The organism is Actinospineispora spinosispora DSM 44797 (assembly GCF_000429025.1).
GTDB classification, from domain to species: domain Bacteria; phylum Actinomycetota; class Actinomycetes; order Mycobacteriales; family Pseudonocardiaceae; genus Pseudonocardia; species Pseudonocardia spinosispora.
This window is the reverse complement of record NZ_AUBB01000020.1, coordinates 202,541-221,521: the sequence shown is the minus strand read 5'-3', so window position 1 is coordinate 221,521 and position 18,981 is coordinate 202,541. Positions and strand designations below refer to the sequence as shown.

General features: G+C 72.4%; 4 protein-coding genes. 1 reads left to right on the top strand and 3 read right to left on the bottom strand.

Annotated elements, in window-relative coordinates; translation table 11 throughout:
• Window positions 1-22: 22 nt before the first annotated feature.
• The 3 genes from G406_RS45370 to G406_RS0108100 all read right to left on the bottom strand — a co-directional run bounded on the left by G406_RS45370 (window position 23) and on the right by G406_RS0108100 (window position 4,262).
• A complete protein-coding gene (locus G406_RS45370) occupies window positions 23-1,969 on the bottom strand; it encodes an ABC transporter ATP-binding protein (protein WP_051341811.1) in 1,947 nt (648 codons plus the stop codon).
• Window positions 1,966-3,786: an ABC transporter ATP-binding protein gene (locus G406_RS0108105; RefSeq protein ID WP_084215865.1), complete on the bottom strand. Its 1,821-nt coding sequence runs from the start codon at window positions 3,784-3,786 to the stop codon at window positions 1,966-1,968. The genes G406_RS45370 and G406_RS0108105 overlap by 4 nt, the downstream gene beginning before the upstream one ends.
• A gap of 143 nt (window positions 3,787-3,929) precedes the next feature.
• Window positions 3,930-4,262, bottom strand: coding sequence for a hypothetical protein (locus tag G406_RS0108100; RefSeq protein WP_028933454.1), 333 nt, complete (start codon window positions 4,260-4,262; stop codon window positions 3,930-3,932).
• Between the two features lie 475 nt (window positions 4,263-4,737).
• Here G406_RS0108100 and G406_RS0108095 point away from each other — a divergent pair, with 475 nt between their 5' ends.
• Window positions 4,738-18,978: a type I polyketide synthase gene (locus G406_RS0108095; RefSeq protein ID WP_028933453.1), complete on the top strand. Its 14,241-nt coding sequence runs from the start codon at window positions 4,738-4,740 to the stop codon at window positions 18,976-18,978.
• The last annotated feature ends 3 nt before the right edge of the window (window positions 18,979-18,981 follow it).

The following is an 18,981-nucleotide window of genomic DNA, read 5'->3' as shown; positions in this document are numbered from 1 at the left end:
CACCTCGTCGGTCGAGCTGTGCTCACCGGGTGAGCGTGTGGGTGAACTGGCTGGTGTACAGGTCGTGATAGAAGCCGCGCCGATCCAGTAGCTCCTGGTGGGCGCCCTGTTCGACGATCCGGCCGGCCTCCATGACGAGGATCGTGTCGGCCGCGTGAATGGTGGACAGTCGGTGGGCGATGACAAAACTCGTCCGCCCGTGCTGCAGCCGGGCCATGGCCGCCTGGATCATCGTCTCGGTGCGGGTGTCGACGTTGCTGGTCGCCTCGTCGAGGATCAGGATGCCGGGATCGGACAGGAAGGCCCTGGCGATCGTGACCAGCTGTTTCTGGCCGGTGGAGATGTTCGACGCGTCGTCCTGGAGCACCGTGTCGTAGGCGTCGGGAAGGGTGCGGACGAAATCGTCGACGTGGGCGGCTCTGGCCGCGTCGAGGATGTCCCGGTCCCGTGCACCCTCCTTGCCGTAGGCGATGTTGTCCCGGATCGTGCCGTGGAACAGCCAGGTGTCCTGCAGCACCATGCCGAAACACGCGCGCACCTGGTCCCGACTGAGCTCCCGGTAGTCGACACCGTCGAGAAGGATCCTGCCGCCGGAGATCTCGTAGAACCGCACGAGGAGGTTCACGAGCGTGGTCTTGCCCGCTCCGGTGGGGCCGACGATCGCCACCGTCTGCCCGGGGGCCACCTCCAGTGTGAGGTCCTCGATCAACGGGGTGTCCGGCTCGTAGCGAAAGCTGACGCCGTCCAGCGACAGCCTGCGGGCAACCGATGCGGGGCGGACGGGGCTCAGTCGAACCGGCGCGGTTGCGCCATCGCCGTGCGCGGTCGGCAGGGGAGGAAGGACCGGTTCCTCCGGTGCGTCGAGCAATTCGAACACGCGCCCCGCCGACACGATTCCGGACTGGAGCACGTTGGTCTGGCCGGCGATCTGGATGAGCGGTGAGGTGAACCGTTGCGCGTACTGGATGAACGCCTGCACGGCACCGAGGGAGATCACCCCGGCCGCGACCTGGAGGCCCCCGACCGCGGCGACGAGGACGTAGTTCAGGTTGCCCACGAACACAACGGCCGGAAAGATCGCGCCGGACAGGAACTGGGCGGCGAACCCGGCCCGCAGTAACCGGTCGTTCTGGGACCCGAATTCGGTGGTCATCGACTCCCGCTGCCCGTATGCCAGCACCAGGGCGTGACCGGCGTAACTCTCCTCGATCATCGACGTGAGCTCGCCGGTCTGACTCCACTGGGCGGTGAACCTGACCTTCGATCGGCGCGCGATCAGCACGGTCACCACCATCACCACCGGGATCGTCACCACGGAGACGACGGCCAGCAGCGGCGAGATCCAGAACATGATGATCAGCGTTCCCGCGACCGTGAGCACCAGGGTGGGGAACTGGCTGAGCCCCTCCTGCAGCGCGGTGTTGATGTTGTCGATGTCGTTGATGACCCGGCTGAGGATCTCGCCGCGCGGTTGGCTGTCGAAGTACCGCACCGGCAGGCGGGTCAGTTTCTCCTCGGTCTTCTTGCGCAGCTCGTACATGGTCCGCTGGGCGGTGCCGGTCAGGAGCCGGGCCTGTAGCCAGCTGAAGAGAGCGCTGAGCAGGTACGCCAGGGCCACGAGCCCGAGTACCCGACCGATTCGGCCCAGATCGACGCCGGTGCCGGGATGCAGGTCCATCCCGGTGAGCATGTTGGCGAGCTGATCGTGACCGTGTGCGCGCACGTCCGCCACGGCCTGGTCCTTGGTGTCGCCCGGGCGCAGCCTCGCACCGACGATGCCGTCGAAGAGGATGTCGGTGGCCCGGCCCAGCAGGGCGGGACCGACCACCAACAGAGCGACCGAGAGCGTGCCGACCACGGACGCGATCACCACCCGGGTCCGCTCGGGCCGGAACAGGGCGATCAGCCGGGGAAGAACGGCGCGCTCCCGGTCCGGTCGCCGCTCGCCGACGTCCGTGGCGGCGCTCACGCGGCCGCTCCCCAGCCGTGCTGCGAGGCGATGATCTCCTGGTACGCCCGGCAGTCGGCCATCAGCTCCGAATGGGTCCCGACACCCGCGATGCGTCCGCCGTCCAGGACGATGATCTGGTCGGCGTCGAGCACCGTGCTCGCCCGTTGGGCCACGATGACCACGGTGGCATCGGCGGTCTCGGTGAACAGTGCTGCTCGCAGGTGTGCGTCGGTGGTCGCGTCCAGGGCCGAGAAGCAGTCGTCGAAGAGGTACAGACTCGGGCGCCGTACGAGGGCCCGTGCGATGGACAGTCGCTGGCGCTGACCCCCGGACAGGTTCGTGCCGCCCCGCTCGACGCGGGCGTCCAGCTGTCCGGGTAGGCCAGCGACGAACTCGCGTGCCTGGGCTGTCTCCAACGCCCGCCACAGCTGCTCCTCGCTGGCTTCGGGCCGGCCGAAGCGCAGGTTGCCGGCCACCGTGCCGGCGAACAGCTGGGCCGTCTGGGGCGCCAGCCCGATCCCGGCCCGCAGCTGCTCGATCGACTGTCCGGGGACCTCCACCCCGTTGACCAGCACGGCGCCTTCGGTCGTGTCGAGGAACCGAGGGATGAGGTTGAGCAGGGTGGTCTTGCCACTGCCGGTCCCACCGACGATGGCGTTGGTCTGGCCGGGGCGCAAGGCGAACGTCAGGTCGTTCAGGACGGGACGCTCGCTTCCGGCGTACCCGAAGCTGACGTGTCGGAACTCGACCGCGCCGGTGTGGGTCTCCGGGGTGACCGGGTCCGAGGGCTCGGCGATCGCCGGCACGGTGTCGATCACCTGCTGGATGCGCTGCGCGCTGGCCACCGCGCGGGGGAGCAGGAGCAGGACGGTCATCCCGACCCCGACGTACAACAGGATCTGCAGGATGTAGAGCAGGAACGCGACCAGGTTGCCGATCGGCATCGAGCCGTTGGCGACCAGCTTGCCGCCGAACCAGACCACGCCCACGCTCGCCAGGTTGGTGATGGCCAGCACGAGCGGCGTGACCTGGGCGAATACCTGGCCGGCCCGGAGTGTGGCGGCGGTGATGTCTCTGTTGGCCCGGTCGAAGCGGCCGGTCTCCGAGGGCGTACGAAGAAAGGCTCGGATCACCCGGACCCCGGCGATCTGCTCCCTCAGCACCTGGTTGAGTCCGTCGGTCCTGACCTGGACCACGCCGAACATGGGCACCAGCCGGGACATGACCCAGCCGGAGAGCACCAGCATGGCTGCCAGGGTGACGCCCAGCAGTAGCGACAGCCCCGGACCCTGACCCAGCGCCAGGATCACCGCGCCGACGGTCGTGACGACCGCGATCAGCAGGAGGCTGAGCGCAACCTGGAGGAAGAGCTGCACCTGCTGGACGTCGTTCACGCCGCGGGTGGTCAGTGACGAAACCCCGAACCGGTTGAGGTCGATGACCGAGAAGGACTGGACCCGCTGATAGAGGGCGGTGCGGATGTTCGCCCCGACCGACGCCGACACCCACGAGTACAGGTACAGGGTGACCAGGGAACCGGCGCACAGCACCACGGTGATGGCCAACATGACTCCGCCGGCCCGGAAGATGTACCCGAGATCGGCTTTGACCACGCCGTTGTTGATGATGTTCGCGTTCAGGGTCGGCAGATAGAGGTTGCCGGCGGCCTGGAGTATCTGGAGGGCGGCGATGATGCCCAGCCGTCCCGCGTAGGGTCGCAGGAACGTACGGATGAGACCGATCAGTGCGCCGCGCGCGGCCCGGCGTCCACTCCGCGCATTGTCCGGCCGCTGCTGGTGCTCCGGTGCGCCGCCGCCGGGGTCGACATCAGCCATCGCGTTCTCTCGTCCCGTTCTCGAGTGAGCGGTCACGGCGGGCCGCGTCTCGCGTCGTGGCCGGGTCGGCCCGATAGACTCGAGAAACGGCCCGACGGCATCGCGGGGCGGCCGGGCGACGGCACAGGCGCTGTGCCACGGCCCTATTCGACCGAGGCCAGCTCCGAATCAGCCTCGACGACCTCTCCTTCGACCACGGTCTGGTCCGCTTCCGGCGCCTTCGGTACCGCCGGGACGGTGAGCCCGGGAACGGTGAGGTCCGGCACCGCCTTCACGGCCTCCAGAGCAGACTCGATCGCCTCGGCCAGCGAGGGCGATACCGTGTCGTCGAAGTCCATCTTCGTGACCGTGACATCGGCGTTGGTCGGCAGCGAGTCGGTGCCGAAAACGGCGTCGGCGCAACCCGCGCCGCGCAGCGCCGCCGATTCTTCGTCGGTAATCTCTCTGTTGAGAACTAGCGAGAACACGTGTCCCACTGCCCGTCACCTCTTCAGCTTCGATGTTGGTTGAATTCCTTCAGAAGATTGGTTCCGAAGGACGACGGAGAATTGGCGGTGGTGACCGAGTGCCACCGGCCGTCAGCACGGTACCCAGAGCGTTCGACACGAGACAACCTCGGTGTTCGAGTGCGGAATTGCCGCGGTTGAACACCGGAGAGGGAGACCGACGACGCATCAAGGCTGCCCCGGCCAGCAGCGTTGTCGACCGCATATTCATATTCGCCGGTCGGTGTTCAACCGGAGAGAAAGCACGGTTGAACACCGACCGGCGAAGGGGCGCTCGCTAATGCCGCCTCGGCGGGTTGCCTGGCTTCCGCCGCCCGGATTAGTGTCCTGTCGAACGTGATCGTGTTCGGTCTCCTCTTGTTGTGCCTACCCCTTGTGTCGACGATTTCGGCTGTCGGCGAGTCAGGGGAATGCTCACGTCGAGCAATCAGGGAATGGCGGCTGGATGTCTAACGAGGAAAAGCTCCGTGATTACCTGAAGCTGGTGACCGCCAACCTTCAGCAAACCCGCCGCCGCCTGCGGGAGGTCGAGGAACAAGGCCGGGAGCCGGTGGCGATCGTCGGCATGGGTTGCCGGTTCCCCGGGGGCGTGCGGGACGCGGAGCAGCTGTGGGAACTGCTGGCGGCGGGCGTGGATGCCGTCTCTGGGTTCCCGAGCACACGTGGTTGGGACCTGGACGGCCTGTACGACCCGGACCCGGCGCGTTCCGGCACGTCGAACGTGCGCTCGGGCGGATTCGTGTACGACGCGGGCGACTTCGACCCCGGATTCTTCGGGATCAGCCCGCGCGAAGCGCTGGCCATGGACCCGCAGCAGCGGCTCCTGCTGCAGACCTCCTGGGAGGCGCTGGAGCGGGCCGGCATCGACCCGGCAAGCCTGCGGGGCTCCTCGACCGGGGTGTTCGCCGGAGCCAGCCTCTCCGGCTACGGCACCGGCCTCAGAGACGAGGACGGCAGCCTGGAGAGCCACCTGCTCACCGGCACCGCGAACAGCGTCATCTCCGGCCGGGTGGCCTTCACACTGGGACTCGAGGGCCCGGCCGTGTCGGTGGACACGGCGTGCTCCTCGTCGCTGGTTGCACTGCACCTCGCCGTCCAGGCCCTCCGGTCGGGCGAGTGCTCGCTCGCACTGGCCGGGGCTGTGACGGTCCTGGCCAGCCCCACGTGGTTCATCTGGGGCAGCCGGCAGCTCGGCCTCGCCCCCGACGGGCGGTGCAAGCCCTTCTCCGCCTCGGCCGACGGGATGGGGATGGCCGAGGGCGCCGGCATGGTCGTACTCGAGCGGCTCTCCGACGCCCGCAGGCACGGGCACGAGGTGCTCGCGGTGATCCGGGGCAGCGCGGTGAACTCCGACGGCGCCTCCAACGGGCTGACCGCACCCAACGGCCCCTCCCAGCAACGTGTCATCCAGGCGGCACTGGCCGGCGCCGGGCTCACCCCGCACGACATCGACGCGGTCGAAGCACACGGCACCGGCACCGAGCTCGGCGACCCGATCGAGGCCCAAGCGCTGCTGGCGACCTACGGGCAGGACCGGGATCCCGAGCGCCCGCTCTGGACGGGTTCGGTCAAGTCCAACATCGGTCACACCCAGGCCGCCGCCGGTATCGCGGGGCTGATCAAGATGGTGTTGGCCCTGCGCCACGGACGGCTGCCCCGCACCCTGCACGCCGAAGAGCCGTCCCCGCACGTGGACTGGTCGGGTGGGCTGCGGCTGCTGGCCGAGGAGGTCGACTGGGCCGCCGGCGACCGACCGCGCCGGGCCGGGGTGTCGTCGTTCGGGATGAGCGGCACCAACGCTCACGTCATCGTGGAAGAGGACCCGGCCGGGTTCGACGGCGCGGAGGACTCGTCGCCGGACGCGGGTGCGCCGAACGTCGAGGTCGAGAACGCCGTTGTCGGAGCCGCCACCTCGGCAGAGCCGATGCTCACCGGGGCGCCGTCCGTCTGGTTGGTGTCCAGCCGGTCCGCCGCCGGACTTCCGGCCCAGGCAGAGAAGCTGGCTGCGTTCGTGGCCGGCCGGACTGGTGCGGACCCGGCCGAGGACAACGATCTCGCTGAGATCGCCTGGTCGCTGGCGACGACCCGACCGACGTTCGAGCACCGGGCCGTGGTTCTCGGCGCCGACCTCGGCGACCTGACGGCGGGGCTGTCGGCGCTGGCTTCCGGTGACCCCGCTCCCGGCGTGGTGTCGGGGGTGGTGCCGCCCGGCGGCACCTGCCGGGTCGGTTTCCTGTTCGCCGGGCAGGGAGCGCAGCGAGCCGGTATGGGCCGGGACCTGTATGCGTCGTCCCCGGCTTTCGCGGCGGTGTTCGACCAGGCGTGTGCCCTGCTGGAGGCCGATCTCGGGGTACCGATCCGGGAGGTGGTGCTCGGCGGCGGTGACGCGGCCGACGAGGAGGACCCGCGCGCGGACCAGACCCTGTACGCCCAGGCAGGGTTGTTCGCGGTCGAGGCCGGGCTGGTGGCCATGCTCGCGGCGGCCGGGATCACCCCGGACGCGGTGGCCGGTCATTCGGTCGGCGAGATCGCGGCGGCCCACGCGGCGGGGGTGCTGAGCCTCAGCGACGCCTGTCGGCTGGTGGCGGCGCGGGGTCGGCTGATGCAGGCGCTGCCCGAGGGTGGCGCGATGGCCGCCGTCGAGGCGACCGAGGCCGAGATGCTCGCGGTCACCGACGGCGTCGAAGGCGTCGGCTTGGCCGCGGTGAACGGACCGACGTCGGTGGTCGTGTCCGGTGATGCCGAGCGGGTGGACGAGCTCGTCGAGGACTGGCGGGAGCGCGGCCGACGAGTGCGGCGGCTGCGGGTCAGCCACGCGTTCCACTCGGCGCGGATGGACCCGATGCTGGCGGAGCTGGCCGAGGTCGCCGCCGGACTGGACCACACTGAGCCGACGGTCACCTGGGCCGGGGCGCTGACCGGCGAGCTGATCACCGAGCCGCACCCGGGGTACTGGACCGAGCAGGCCCGCCGGCCGGTGCGGTTTGCCGACGCCGTCACCGCGCTGGCCGGCGAAGGCGTCTCGGTGTTCCTCGAGATCGGCCCCGACTCGACGCTGTCCGGCCTGGGGCGGTCCGCCATCGCCGGCCCAGAGGACCCGGTGCCCGGCGCGGACTTCATTCCCGTACTGCGACCGAGAGTGGCCTCGGCGGAATCGGTGCTGACCGCCATCGCCGGGGCGCACGTCCGAGGCGTCGCGGTGGATTGGACGGCCGTGCTTCCGCCCACGCGGCGGGTCGCCCTCCCGACGTACGCCTTCGCGCGGCAGCACTTCTGGGCCCAACCGAGGCCGTCCGGCGGCACGACCCCGGACGCTGAGAGTACCGAGGCGGAGCGGCGTTTCTGGGCTGCGGTCGAGGCCGGTGACCTGGCGACACTGGACAGCACGCTCGCCGTGGACGGCACGCGACCGCTCGGTGAGGTGTTGCCGGCGTTGTGGTCGTGGCGGCAACGCGAGCGTCATGAGGCGGCGACCGTCGGTTGGCGCTACCAGGTCTCCTGGGAACCGATCCCCGACACGGGGCCGGCCCGGCCGGCTGGGACCTGGCTCGTGGTCGCGGACTCGTCGGCCGGTGAGGAGAGCTCCCGGTACCTGTCGATGCTGAGCGCGCGGGGCGCCCGGCCGATCCTCGTCGAGCTTGCCCCTGATGAGCTCGATCGGGCAGTCCTAGCCGCCCGGATCGACGAGACGCTCACCGAGTGCCGGGCCACCGGGGCCGCCCCGCCGGCCGGGGTGCTCTCGATGCTGGCATTGGACGAGGCGCCCCGGCCGGAGTCACCGGTACTCACCTCCGGGTTGGCCGCGACGCTGGGGCTGGTCCAGGCACTGGGCGACGCCGAGGTCCAGGCGCCGCTGTGGGTTCTCACCCGCGAGGCGGTCGCGACCAGACCCGACGAGGCAGTGGCCGGGCTGGTGCAGTCGCAGGTCTGGGGCCTTGGCCGGGTCGTCGCGCTCGAACACCCGGACCGCTGGGGTGGACTCATCGATCTGCCCGCCACGCTGGACGACCCGGCCGAGGCGCGACTGGCCGCCGTCCTTGCCGGGTGCGGCGAGGACCAGGTCGCGATCCGAGGTGCCGGGGCACTGGCCCGCCGCCTGGTGCGGGCCTCGCTCGCCCGTGACGGCGACCGAACCTGGGGGACCCGGGGCGCCACCCTGATCACCGGTGACGCCGGCACGATCGCCGACACGACAGCCCGCTGGCTGGCCGAGAACGGTGCCGAGCATCTGGTGCTGGCTGGCCGGTCGGGCCCGTGCGCGCCCGGCGCGGCCGAACTCGCGGCCGCACTGGCCACCACCGGTAGCACGGTCAGCGTTCTTGCCGTCGATGTCGCTCGACGGGACGAGACGGCCGGACTGCTCGCCAGGGCCGGCCGCGACGAGGTGCCGCTGACGGCGGTGTTCCACACCTCCGGGGTCGAGCAGGCCACCGCCGTGGCCGACACGACCGTCACCGACCTGGCCGACGTCCTCGACGAGAAGGTCGGCGGCGCGATCTGGCTGGACGAGCTCACCCGGTCCCTGGACCTGGACACGTTCGTCCTCTTCTCCTCGATCGCCGCGACCTGGGGCAGCGCCGGCCAGCCCGGTGCCGCGGCGGCGAACGCGTACCTCGACGCCCTGGCCGCACACCGGCGCGGCATCGGGCTGGCGGCGACGTCGCTCGCGTGGGGGCCGTGGGCGGACCATGGCCCGGCGAGCGGTGACGACGGCCGGCGGATGCGGCGGCGCGGGCTGAGGCCCATGGACCCGGCCCAGGGGATTCGCGCGCTGGGACAGAGCCTCGACAACGCGGACACCGCGGTGACCGTCGTCGACGTCGACTGGGCCCGGTTCGCCGCGACCTTCACCCTGCGGCGCCCCAGCCCGCTGCTCGCCGGCCTGCCCGAGGTGTCGAGCTCGCTCGCCGATGCCGAGGTCGACGTGCCGGCCTCGGGGACGGCGTTGGGACGGCAGCTCGCCGGTCTCCCCGAGGCAGAGCAGACCCGCGTCCTGCTCGAGCTGACCCGGGCCAGGGTCGCCGCCGTCCTCGGCCATGCCTCACTCGACGACGTCCAACCGGACTGGGCCTTCAGCGACCTCGGCTTCGACTCCCTGACCGCCGTGGAGCTGCGTGACCGGCTCAACGCCGCGACCGGACTGCGGCTGCCTGCCACGCTGGTCTTCGACTACCCGACTCCGGTGGCGGCCGCGGAGTTCCTCCGCTCCCAGCTGTCCGGGGACGGGCGGGACGCCGACCGTGCCGCCGGGCATTCGGCGCCGGCGGATCCCGGCGAGCCGATCGCCATCGTCGGCATCGGCTGCAGGTACCCCGGCGGGGTCGACACCCCCGAGGGATTCTGGGAGCTGCTCGCCGAGGGGACCGACGCGATCGGTGAGTTCCCGCGCAACCGAGGCTGGCACACCGAGGAACTGTTCGATCCCGATCCGGACCGTGAGGGCACCTCCCACATCCAGCTCGGCGGGTTCCTGCACGCGGCGGACGAGTTCGACGCCGGCTTCTTCGGGATCAGCCCGCGTGAGGCCCTCACCATGGACCCGCAGCAACGCCTGGTGCTGGAGACGTCGTGGGAGGCGCTCGAACGGGCCTCCATCGACCCCACGTCGCTGCGCGGCAGCCGGACCGGGGTGTTCGCCGGCGGCACCGCAACGCGCTACGGCACCGAGCAGTCCGACGGCGCGTTCGACGGCGGACTGGTGACCGGTACCGCGACCAGTGTGCTGTCCGGACGGGTGGCCTACCTCCTCGGTCTGGAGGGACCGGCGCTGACCGTCGACACGGCGTGTTCCTCCGGCCTGGTCGCGCTGCACCTGGCCGCCGCCGCGCTCCGGTCGGGCGAGTGCACGCTGGCGCTGGCCGGAGCCGTGTTCGTGACGGCCAGCCCGGTCATGTTCACCGACTTCAGCCGTCAGCTGGGGTTGGCCCCGGACGGGCGGTGCAAGGCGTTCGGCGCCGGGGCCGACGGCATGGGTGTCGCCGAGGGCGCGGGCATGGTCGTACTGGAGCGACTTTCCGATGCCCGCCGCGCCGGGCACCGGGTGCTCGCCGTGGTGGCGGGTAGCGCGGTCAACCAGGACGGTGCCTCCAACGGGCTGACCGCGCCGAACGGCCCCTCCCAGCAACGGGTGATCCGGGCCGCCCTGGCCAGCGCGGGGCTGAGTGCCGCCGACGTCGACGCGGTCGAGGCCCACGGCACCGGGACCCCGTTGGGCGACCCGATCGAGGCTCAGGCCCTGCTGGCGACCTACGGCCAGGACCGGCCGGAGGGCCGGCCGTTGCGGCTGGGCTCGGTGAAGTCGAACATCGGCCACACCCAGCAGGCCGCCGGGACGGCCGGGCTGATCAAGATGGTGTTGGCACTGCGGCACGGGCTGCTGCCGCGCACGCTGCACGCGGGTGAGCGGTCCCCGCACGTGGACTGGTCCGCCGGTGACATCGAGCTGCTGACGCACGCGTGTGCGTGGCCGTCGGGTGACCGGCCGCGCCGGGCCGGTGTGTCCGCGTTCGGGATCAGCGGAACCAATGCCCACGTCATCCTCGAAGAGGCCCCGGCCGGCGAGTACCCGGCACCGGTCGACGAACCCGTGTCCAGCGCCTGCGAGCCTGTGCCGTCCGTGCTATTGCCCGCGCCACCGGTCTGGCTGCTGTCGGCCCGTTCGGAAGCCGGGCTGGTGGCACAGGCTGAGCGGCTGGCTTCGTATGCCACGGCCCGCCCGGAGCTGGCTCCTGGCGACGTGGGGTGGTCGCTGACCGTGTCGCGGGCGGCACTCGACCACCGGGCCGCGGTGATCGGGGCGGACCGTGATGCGCTACTGGCCGGGCTGTCCGCACTGGTCGCGCAGCGCCGCGACCCCGGGGTGACGACCGGGGTGGCCTCCAGCGGTGGAGTCGGCGGGATCGTATTCGTATTCCCTGGTCAGGGAGCGCAATGGGCTGGAATGGGTCGGGAGCTGGCGGCGTCCTCGCCGGTCTTCGCGGCGCGGCTCGCCGAGTGCGGTGCGGCGCTGGAACCGCACGTCGACTGGTCGCTGGACGCCGTGCTGGCCGGCCACGAGGGTGCGCCGGGGCTCGAACGTGCCGACGTCGTGCAGCCCCTGCTGTGGGCCGTGATGGTGTCGTTGGCCGCGGTCTGGGAGGCCGCGGGCGTGCACCCGGATGCCGTTGTCGGGCACAGCCAGGGTGAGATCGCGGCGGCCTGCGTCGCCGGAATCCTGTCTCTCCAGGACGCGGCGAAGGTGGTCGCCGTGCGCAGCCGGGCCCTCTCCGGGCTGGCGGCGTCGGCCGGGATGCTCTCGGTGGTGATGCCGGTCGCCTCGGTCGAGGCGCTGCTGGCCGGGAACGACAGCTGGGCGCGACGGCTCTCCGTGGCCGCCGTCAACGGTCCGGCGACCACGGTCGTCTCCGGTGACCTGGACGCCCTGGTCGAGCTGGAGCGGGAGCTGTCGGCACGGCGGGTCATGCGCTGGCAGATCCCGCAGACCGATTTCGTGGCCCATTCGGCGCTGGTCGAACCGCTGCGCGACGGCTTGGTCCGCGACTTGGCCGATCTCGAGCCGCGACCGGGTCGGGCGGCGCTGTTCTCCTCGGTGACCGGTCGCCGGGTCGACGGCCCGGAGCTCGACGCGGCGTACTGGTACGCGAACGTGCGCGACCGGGTGTGCTTCCAGGACGCCACCCTGGCGCTGGCCGAGGCGGGGTGCCGGACGTTCGTCGAGGTGTCCCCGCATCCGGTGCTGACCGGGGCGATCGCGGAGACGCTCGAGGAGGCCGAGGTCCCGGGCTCCCCACTCATCGCGGGGACGGTGGAACGCGAGAACAGCGGGGCCGCCCGGTTCCTGGCTTCGCTGGCCCAGGTGCACGTGCGCGGGGTGAACGTCGACTGGGCCCGAGTGCTGACGGCCGGAACAGTCGTGGAGCTGCCCACGTACGCCTTCCAGCGGCAGTCGTACTGGCTGGACCCGGTCGGCGCGCGCCCGACCCCGGCGCGCAGGGCCGGCTCGGTGCCGGACGACTGGCGCTACCGCGACGCCTGGGTCCCGGTCGCCGAGCCGGGCACGACACGGCTGGCGGGAACCTGGCTCCTCGTCGCGGGCGAGGCCGACGCGGACAGGTCCGAGGCGGTCGACCGGCTCCTGACCGCGCAAGGCGCTCAGGTGGAGCGGATCTGTCTGGCCGCGGCCGACGCGGATCGGGAGGGGCTGGCAGCTCGGATTCGTTCCGTCGCCGAGCAGAGGCCGCCGGCCGGTGTGCTGTCCCTGCTGGCGCTGGAGGAGACCCCGCTGGCCGGATCGCCTGCCGTGCCCGTCGGGCTCGCCGCGACCTTGGCCCTGGTCCAGGCGCTCGGTGACGCCGAGGTCGCGGCCCCGCTGTGGGTGGCGACGTCCGGCGCGGTGTCGACCGCGCCCGAGGAGACCCTGACCGGCCTGCCGCAGGCACAGACGTGGGGCCTCTGCCGGGTCGCGGCACTGGAACACCCCGACCGCTGGGGCGGGCTCGTCGATCTTCCCGCCGACCTGGACCAGCCGGCCGGCGCGCGGCTGGCCGCCGTGCTGGCAGGCCTCGACGAGGACCAGGTCGCGATCAGAGCGGACGGCATCCGGGGCAGGCGGTTGACCCACGCCCCTCGGCACGACACGGACGCCGCGCCGTGGACCCCTCGGGGCAGCATCCTGATCACCGGCGGCACCGGTGCGATCGGTCGACACGTGGCCCGCTGGGTGGCCGACAGAGGCGCTCCGAGGGTGGTGCTTCTCAGCCGCTCGGGCGCCGCGTCGACGGGCACCGCCGCGTTGGCCGCGGAGCTGGCGGCCGCCGGTACGACCGTCGCGGTGCTGGCCGGCGACACCGGCGACCGAGGCGACCTGTCCGGGGTCCTGGCCCGGATCGCGGCGACCGGCGACGAGCTGACCGGTGTGCTGCACACCGCCGGTGTCGTCGACAACGGCGTGCTCGACCGGCTCGACCCGGCCCGGTTGGCGCCCGTGCTCGCGGCCAAGGCCGGCAGCGCCGCGCTGCTGGACGAGCTGACGGCCGGTCTCGAGCTCGACGCCTTCGTGCTGTTCTCCTCGGCGGCGGCGACCTTCGGAGCCGGCGGCCAGGGCAACTACGCGGCCGCCAACGCCTACCTCGACGCACTGGCCCAGCACCGGCGTGCCCTCGGTCAGCCCGCGCTGTCGGTGGCGTGGGGGCCGTGGGCGGGAGGCGGTGTCGCGCAGGCCAGCGAAGCGACCCGGCAGCGGCTGAGCCGCAACCGCTGGGAGGTGCTGATGGAGCCGCGGCTCGCGGTCCAGGCACTGGCCGACGCGCTCCTCGGCCCCGACAGCGCGCTCACCGTCATGGACATCGACTGGGCGGTGATCGAGTCCGCCGGCAGCGAGCACGAGATGCAGCGGGCACCGTTGCTGCGCGACCTGGCCGAGATCCAGCGGATGACGGCCGCGTCCGGCGCCACAGCCCGCGACGGCGCGCGGGTGACCAGGGACGAGCTGGTCGGACAGCTGCTCACCCTCCCTCGGGCCGGGCAGGTACCGAAGCTGGTCGGCCTGGTCCAGGCCGTCGCGGCCGAGGTGCTGGCCTATCCCTCGCCGGACGGAGTCGAGGCCGGCAGGGCGTTCAGCGATCTCGGGTTCGACTCGTTGACCGCCGTGGAGCTGCGCAACCGGCTCAGCGCGGCCGCCGGTCTCCGGCTGCCGGCCAGCCTCCTGTTCGACTATCCGACGCCGACGGCACTGGCCGAGCATCTCCGGGCGGAACTGCTGGGCGACCGGTCCGCGACCGACGCGCCGGTGACGACAGCGGCCGCCGCGGGTGAGCCGATCGCCATCGTGGGCATGGGCTGCCGGTTCCCCGGCGGCGTTCGCACCCCGGACCAGCTCTGGGACCTGCTCGTCTCCGGTACGGACGCCATCTCCGGGTTCCCGACCGACCGGGGCTGGGACCTGGACGGCCTCTACCACGCCGATCCCGGCCACAGCGGGACGACGTACGTGCGGGCAGGCGGCTTTGTGCACGAGGCCGGGCTGTTCGACCCGGGGTTCTTCGGGATCAGCCCTCGGGAGGCGATGGCGATGGATCCCCAGCAGCGCCTGTTGCTGGAGACCTCATGGGAAGGCTTGGAACGCGCGGGCATCGAGCCGGGCTCGCTGCGTGGGTCACGGACCGGGGTGTTCGTCGGCGGCTACAGCTCTGGTTACGCGTCGGTGGGACAGCAGACCGGCGCGGAGGGCGCGGACGGACTGGAAGGCCACCTGATGGCCGGCAACGCAACCAGCGTGATCTCCGGCCGGGTGGCCTACACCCTCGGGCTGGAGGGCCCCGCCGTCACGATCGACACCGCCTGCTCGTCGTCCCTGGTCGCCCTGCATCTGGCCGCCCAGGCCCTGCGTTCCGGCGAGTGCACGCTGGCGTTGGCAGGCGGAGTCACCATCATGGCGACCCCCTGGGACCTCGTGGTGTTCTCCCGGCAGCGTGGGCTGGCCCCGGACGGCCGCTCCAAGGCGTTCGGTGCCGACGCGGACGGCATGGGGATGGCCGAGGGCGTTGGCATGCTCGTGCTCGAGCGGCTCTCCGATGCCCGGCGCCTCGGCCACGAGGTACTGGCCGTGGTCCGCGACAGCGCGACGAACCAGGACGGCGCGTCCAACGGGCTGACCGCCCCCAACGGGCCTTCACAGCAACGGGTGATCCGGGCCGCGCTCGCCAACGCGCGGCTGTCACCGGCGGACGTCGACGTCGTGGAGGCGCACGGCACCGGCACGCCGCTCGGTGACCCGATCGAGGCCCAGGCCCTGCTCGCCACCTACGGGCAGGACCGCCCGGAGGACCGGCCGCTGTGGCTCGGCTCGGTCAAGTCGAACATCGGTCACACCCAGGCCGCCGCCGGGGTCGCGGGTGTGATGAAGATGGTGCTGGCCCTGCGGCACCGGAAGCTCCCGCGCAGCCTGCACAGCGAGGAGCCGTCACCGCACGTCGACTGGTCGGCGGGACAGGTGCGGCTGCTGAGCGAGACGGTCGACTGGCCGGTGAACGGGCGCCCGCGCCGGGCCGGGGTCTCGGCGTTCGGGATCAGCGGCACCAATGCCCACGCCATCCTCGAGGAGGCCCCCGGCGACCCGGTCACCTCGACCGAGCCGGCCCGGCCGGCCTTGCTCACCAATGGTTCACGGGTCTGGGTGGTGTCCGGGCGCACGCCGGCCGGGCTGCTGGCTCAGGCCGCGCGGCTGGCCGACTTCGTCTCCGCCCCGACCGGTCCGGACCAGGTCGACATCACTGATGTCGGCTGGTCGCTGGCCACCTCCCGGTCGCCGTTCGAGCACCGGGCGGTGGTCCTTGGCGCCGACCGCGAGACGCTGACCTCTGGCCTGCGCGCGCTGGCCGCCGACGCGTCGGCGCCTTCGGTGGTGCGCGGTGCGGTGCCGGCAGGCCGCCCCAAGATCGGGTTCCTGTTCGCGGGCCAGGGCGCGCAGCGGGCCGGCATGGGGCGCGACCTGCACGCGGCCTCGCCGGCCTTCGCGGCGGCGTTCGACCAGGCCTGCGTATGCCTGGAAACCGAGCTGGGGCTGCCGATCCGGGAGGTCGTGCTCGGGACCGGGCACGACCAGGAACGGGCGGATCAGACGGTCTACGCGCAGACCGGGCTGTTCGCGGTCGAGGTCGGTCTGGTCGCACTGCTGGCCTCGGCCGGGATCGTGCCGGACGCGGTGGCCGGCCACTCGGTGGGGGAGATCGCGGCGGCCCACGCGGCCGGGGTGCTGTCCCTCGCCGACGCGAGCCGGCTCGTCGCGGCGCGGGCTCGGCTCATGCAGGCCCTGCCCACCGGCGGTGCGATGGCCGCGCTGGAGGCGAGTGAGGCCGAGGTGACGGAGACGCTGGAGGGCGTTCCCGGGGTCGAGATCGCGGCGGTGAACGGTCCGTCCGCCGTGGTGGTCTCGGGGGACACCGAGGCCGTCGAGGAGGTGGCGCGGACGTGGCGGGAGCGGGGCAGGCGGGTGCGGCGGCTGCGGGTCAGCCACGCGTTCCACTCGGCCCGGATGGATCCGGTACTGGACGAGCTCGGGCGGGTCGCGGCGGACCTCGAGCACGGGACACCGACGGTCACCTGGGCCGGAGCGTGTGACGGTGCGCTACTGACCGCCCCGGACGGCGGCTACTGGCCGGCCCAGGCTCGGCGGGCGGTCCGGTTCGCCGACGCCGTCGCCTCGCTGGCCGGCCATGGCGTGTCGATCTTCCTCGAGATCGGTCCGGACGGCACGCTCTCGGCGATGGGGCAGGCAGCGCTGCCCGGCCCCGACGCGACCCCGACCGGAGACGAACCGGCTCGCGGCGCCGAGCCGGAGTTCATCCCGCTGCTGCGGGCCCGGACGGCCGCCCACGACGCGGTACTGACCGCGCTGGCCCGCGCTCACGTGCGGGGAGCCGCTGTCGACTGGACGGTGGTCCTGCCGGCCGGGAACCGGGTGGACCTTCCCACCTACGCCTTCGGGCAGCAACGGTTCTGGCCGCTCGGTCCGCACAAGCTCCGGCTCGGGGTGACCAACGGGTCCGGCGACGACCACACGGTCGGTGAGGCCGAGGCACGGTTCTGGGCCGCGATCGAGTCCGGCGACCAGCTGGCACTGTCCGAGACGCTCGCCACCGACGACCCCGGGCTGGGTGAGCTGGTTCCGGTGCTCGCCTCCTGGCGCCGCCGCGAACGGGACCGATCGGCCACCGACGCCTGGCGCTACCGGGTCTCCTGGGCTCCGGTCGCGGACGCCGACCCCGTCACGCTCTCCGGGACATGGCTGGTCGTGACCGGCGCGGCCGGCGACGAGCCGGCCGAGCGCTGTGCCATGGCGCTGACCGAGCGCGGCGCCGAGGTCGTTGTCACCCGCGTCGACAAGGACAACACGACCCGGCAGGCACTCGCCGAGGAGCTCGACCTGGCCGGCAACTCCGGGGTGGCCGGCGTCCTCTCGCTGCTGGCCCTCGACGAGACGCCGCTGGTCGACCGGCCGACGGTGACGGCGGGACTGGCCGCGACCATGGGCCTGGTCCAGGCGCTGGGCGATGTGGAGGTCGAGGCGCCGCTGTGGGTGCTCACCTCCCAGGCTGTGGCCGCCGAGCCTGCCGAACTGCTGGCCAACCCGCTGCAGGCCCAGGTCTGGGGCCTCGGCCTGGTGGTCGGCCTGGAACACCCCGAACGCTGGGGTGGCCTGATCGACCTGCCGGCCGCGCTCGACGACCGGACCGCCGACCGGCTCTGCGCGGTGTTGGCCGGCAGCGGCGAGGACCAGGTGGCGCTGCGCGGCGCGGGTATCCGGGCCCGGCGGCTGGAGCGGGCACCCCGGCCGAGGCGGGACGGGTCCTGGACACCGCGTGGCACGGTGCTGATCACCGGGGGCACCGGGTCGATCGGCGGGCACACGGCCCGCTGGCTGGCCGGCAGGGGTGCTCCACGGGTCGTCCTGACCAGCCGCTCCGGCGTGGGCGCGCAGGGTGCGGTGGCGCTCGCCGCCGAGCTTGCCGCCGAGGGAACCGCGGTCGGCGTCGTTGCGGCCGATGTCGCCCATCGCCCTGACGTCGCCGGGCTGCTGGCCTGGATCGCCGTCGGTGGCCCGCCGCTGACCTCGGTCCTGCATGCCGCCGGTGCCGGACAGGCGACCGCGCTGCGCGACACCACATTGGCCGAGCTCGCCGAGCTGGCGGCCGTCAAGACGGCCGGCACGATGCATCTCGACGAGCTGACGCGCGGCCTCGACCTCGACGCGTTTGTGCTCTTCTCCTCGATCTCCGCGACCTGGGGCAGTGGCCTGCAGCCGGGCTACGCCGCCGTCAACGCGTTCCTCGACGCGCTGACCGAGAACCGCCGGGGCCGGGGCCTGCCCTCAACCTGCGTCGCATGGGGTCCGTGGGACGGCGGCGGCATGAGCGACCACGAGGGCAAGGCCCAGATGGTCCGACGTGGGCTGCGGCTGCTGGACCCGGCACAGGGAATCCGAGCTCTCGGCCAGGTCCTCGACGCCGGCGAGGCACTGGTCACGGTGGTCGATGTCGACTGGACCGTGTTCGCCCCGGCCTTCACCCTGCGCAGGCCCAGCGCCCTGATCGAGGGGCTGCCCGAGGTTGTACTGGCGCTGGCGGGCGGCGGCCCCGAAGCGGACGACCCGGCGGGCGGCGGCCGGAGCGCCCTCACCGAGCAGCTGCTGCCCCTGCCCCGAGCCGAGCAGGAGCAGCTGCTGGTGGAGCTGGTCCGGTCCGAGGCGGCGGGGGTGCTCAGCTACCCCTCACCCGACGACCTTCCGCCCGACCGGGCTTTCAGCGACCTGGGTGCCGACTCGCTGACCGCCATCGAGCTGCGTGACCGGCTCGGTGCCGCGATCGGTCGGCGGCTGTCGGCGACCCTGCTGTTCGACCACACGACGCCCGTCGCCGTGGCCGCGCACCTGCGCTCGCTCCTGGTCCCGGAGGGGATGTCGCCCTCCCAGCCGGTGCTGGCCGAGCTCGACAGGCTCGAGACCCTCCTCGCCGCGACCGTCGGCGAGGACGACGAGACGGCGCGGATCACGGCACGGCTCGAGGCCGTCGTCGCCCGCTGGAAGGACACCACCACCGGCACCCGCTCGGCGGCGGCCGCCGAGAGCCTCGACTCCTCCTCCGATGAAGAGGTCTTCGACTTCATCGGCAAGACGCTCGGCATCCACTGACAT

What these genes read in the sequence shown, in the direction of transcription:
- G406_RS0108105 (WP_084215865.1), bottom strand. Translation starts at nt 3,786, where the DNA reads ATGGCTGATGTCGACCCCGGCGGCGGCGCACCGGAGCACCAGCAGCGG.
- G406_RS0108095 (WP_028933453.1), top strand. Translation starts at nt 4,738, where the DNA reads ATGTCTAACGAGGAAAAGCTCCGTGATTACCTGAAGCTGGTGACCGCC.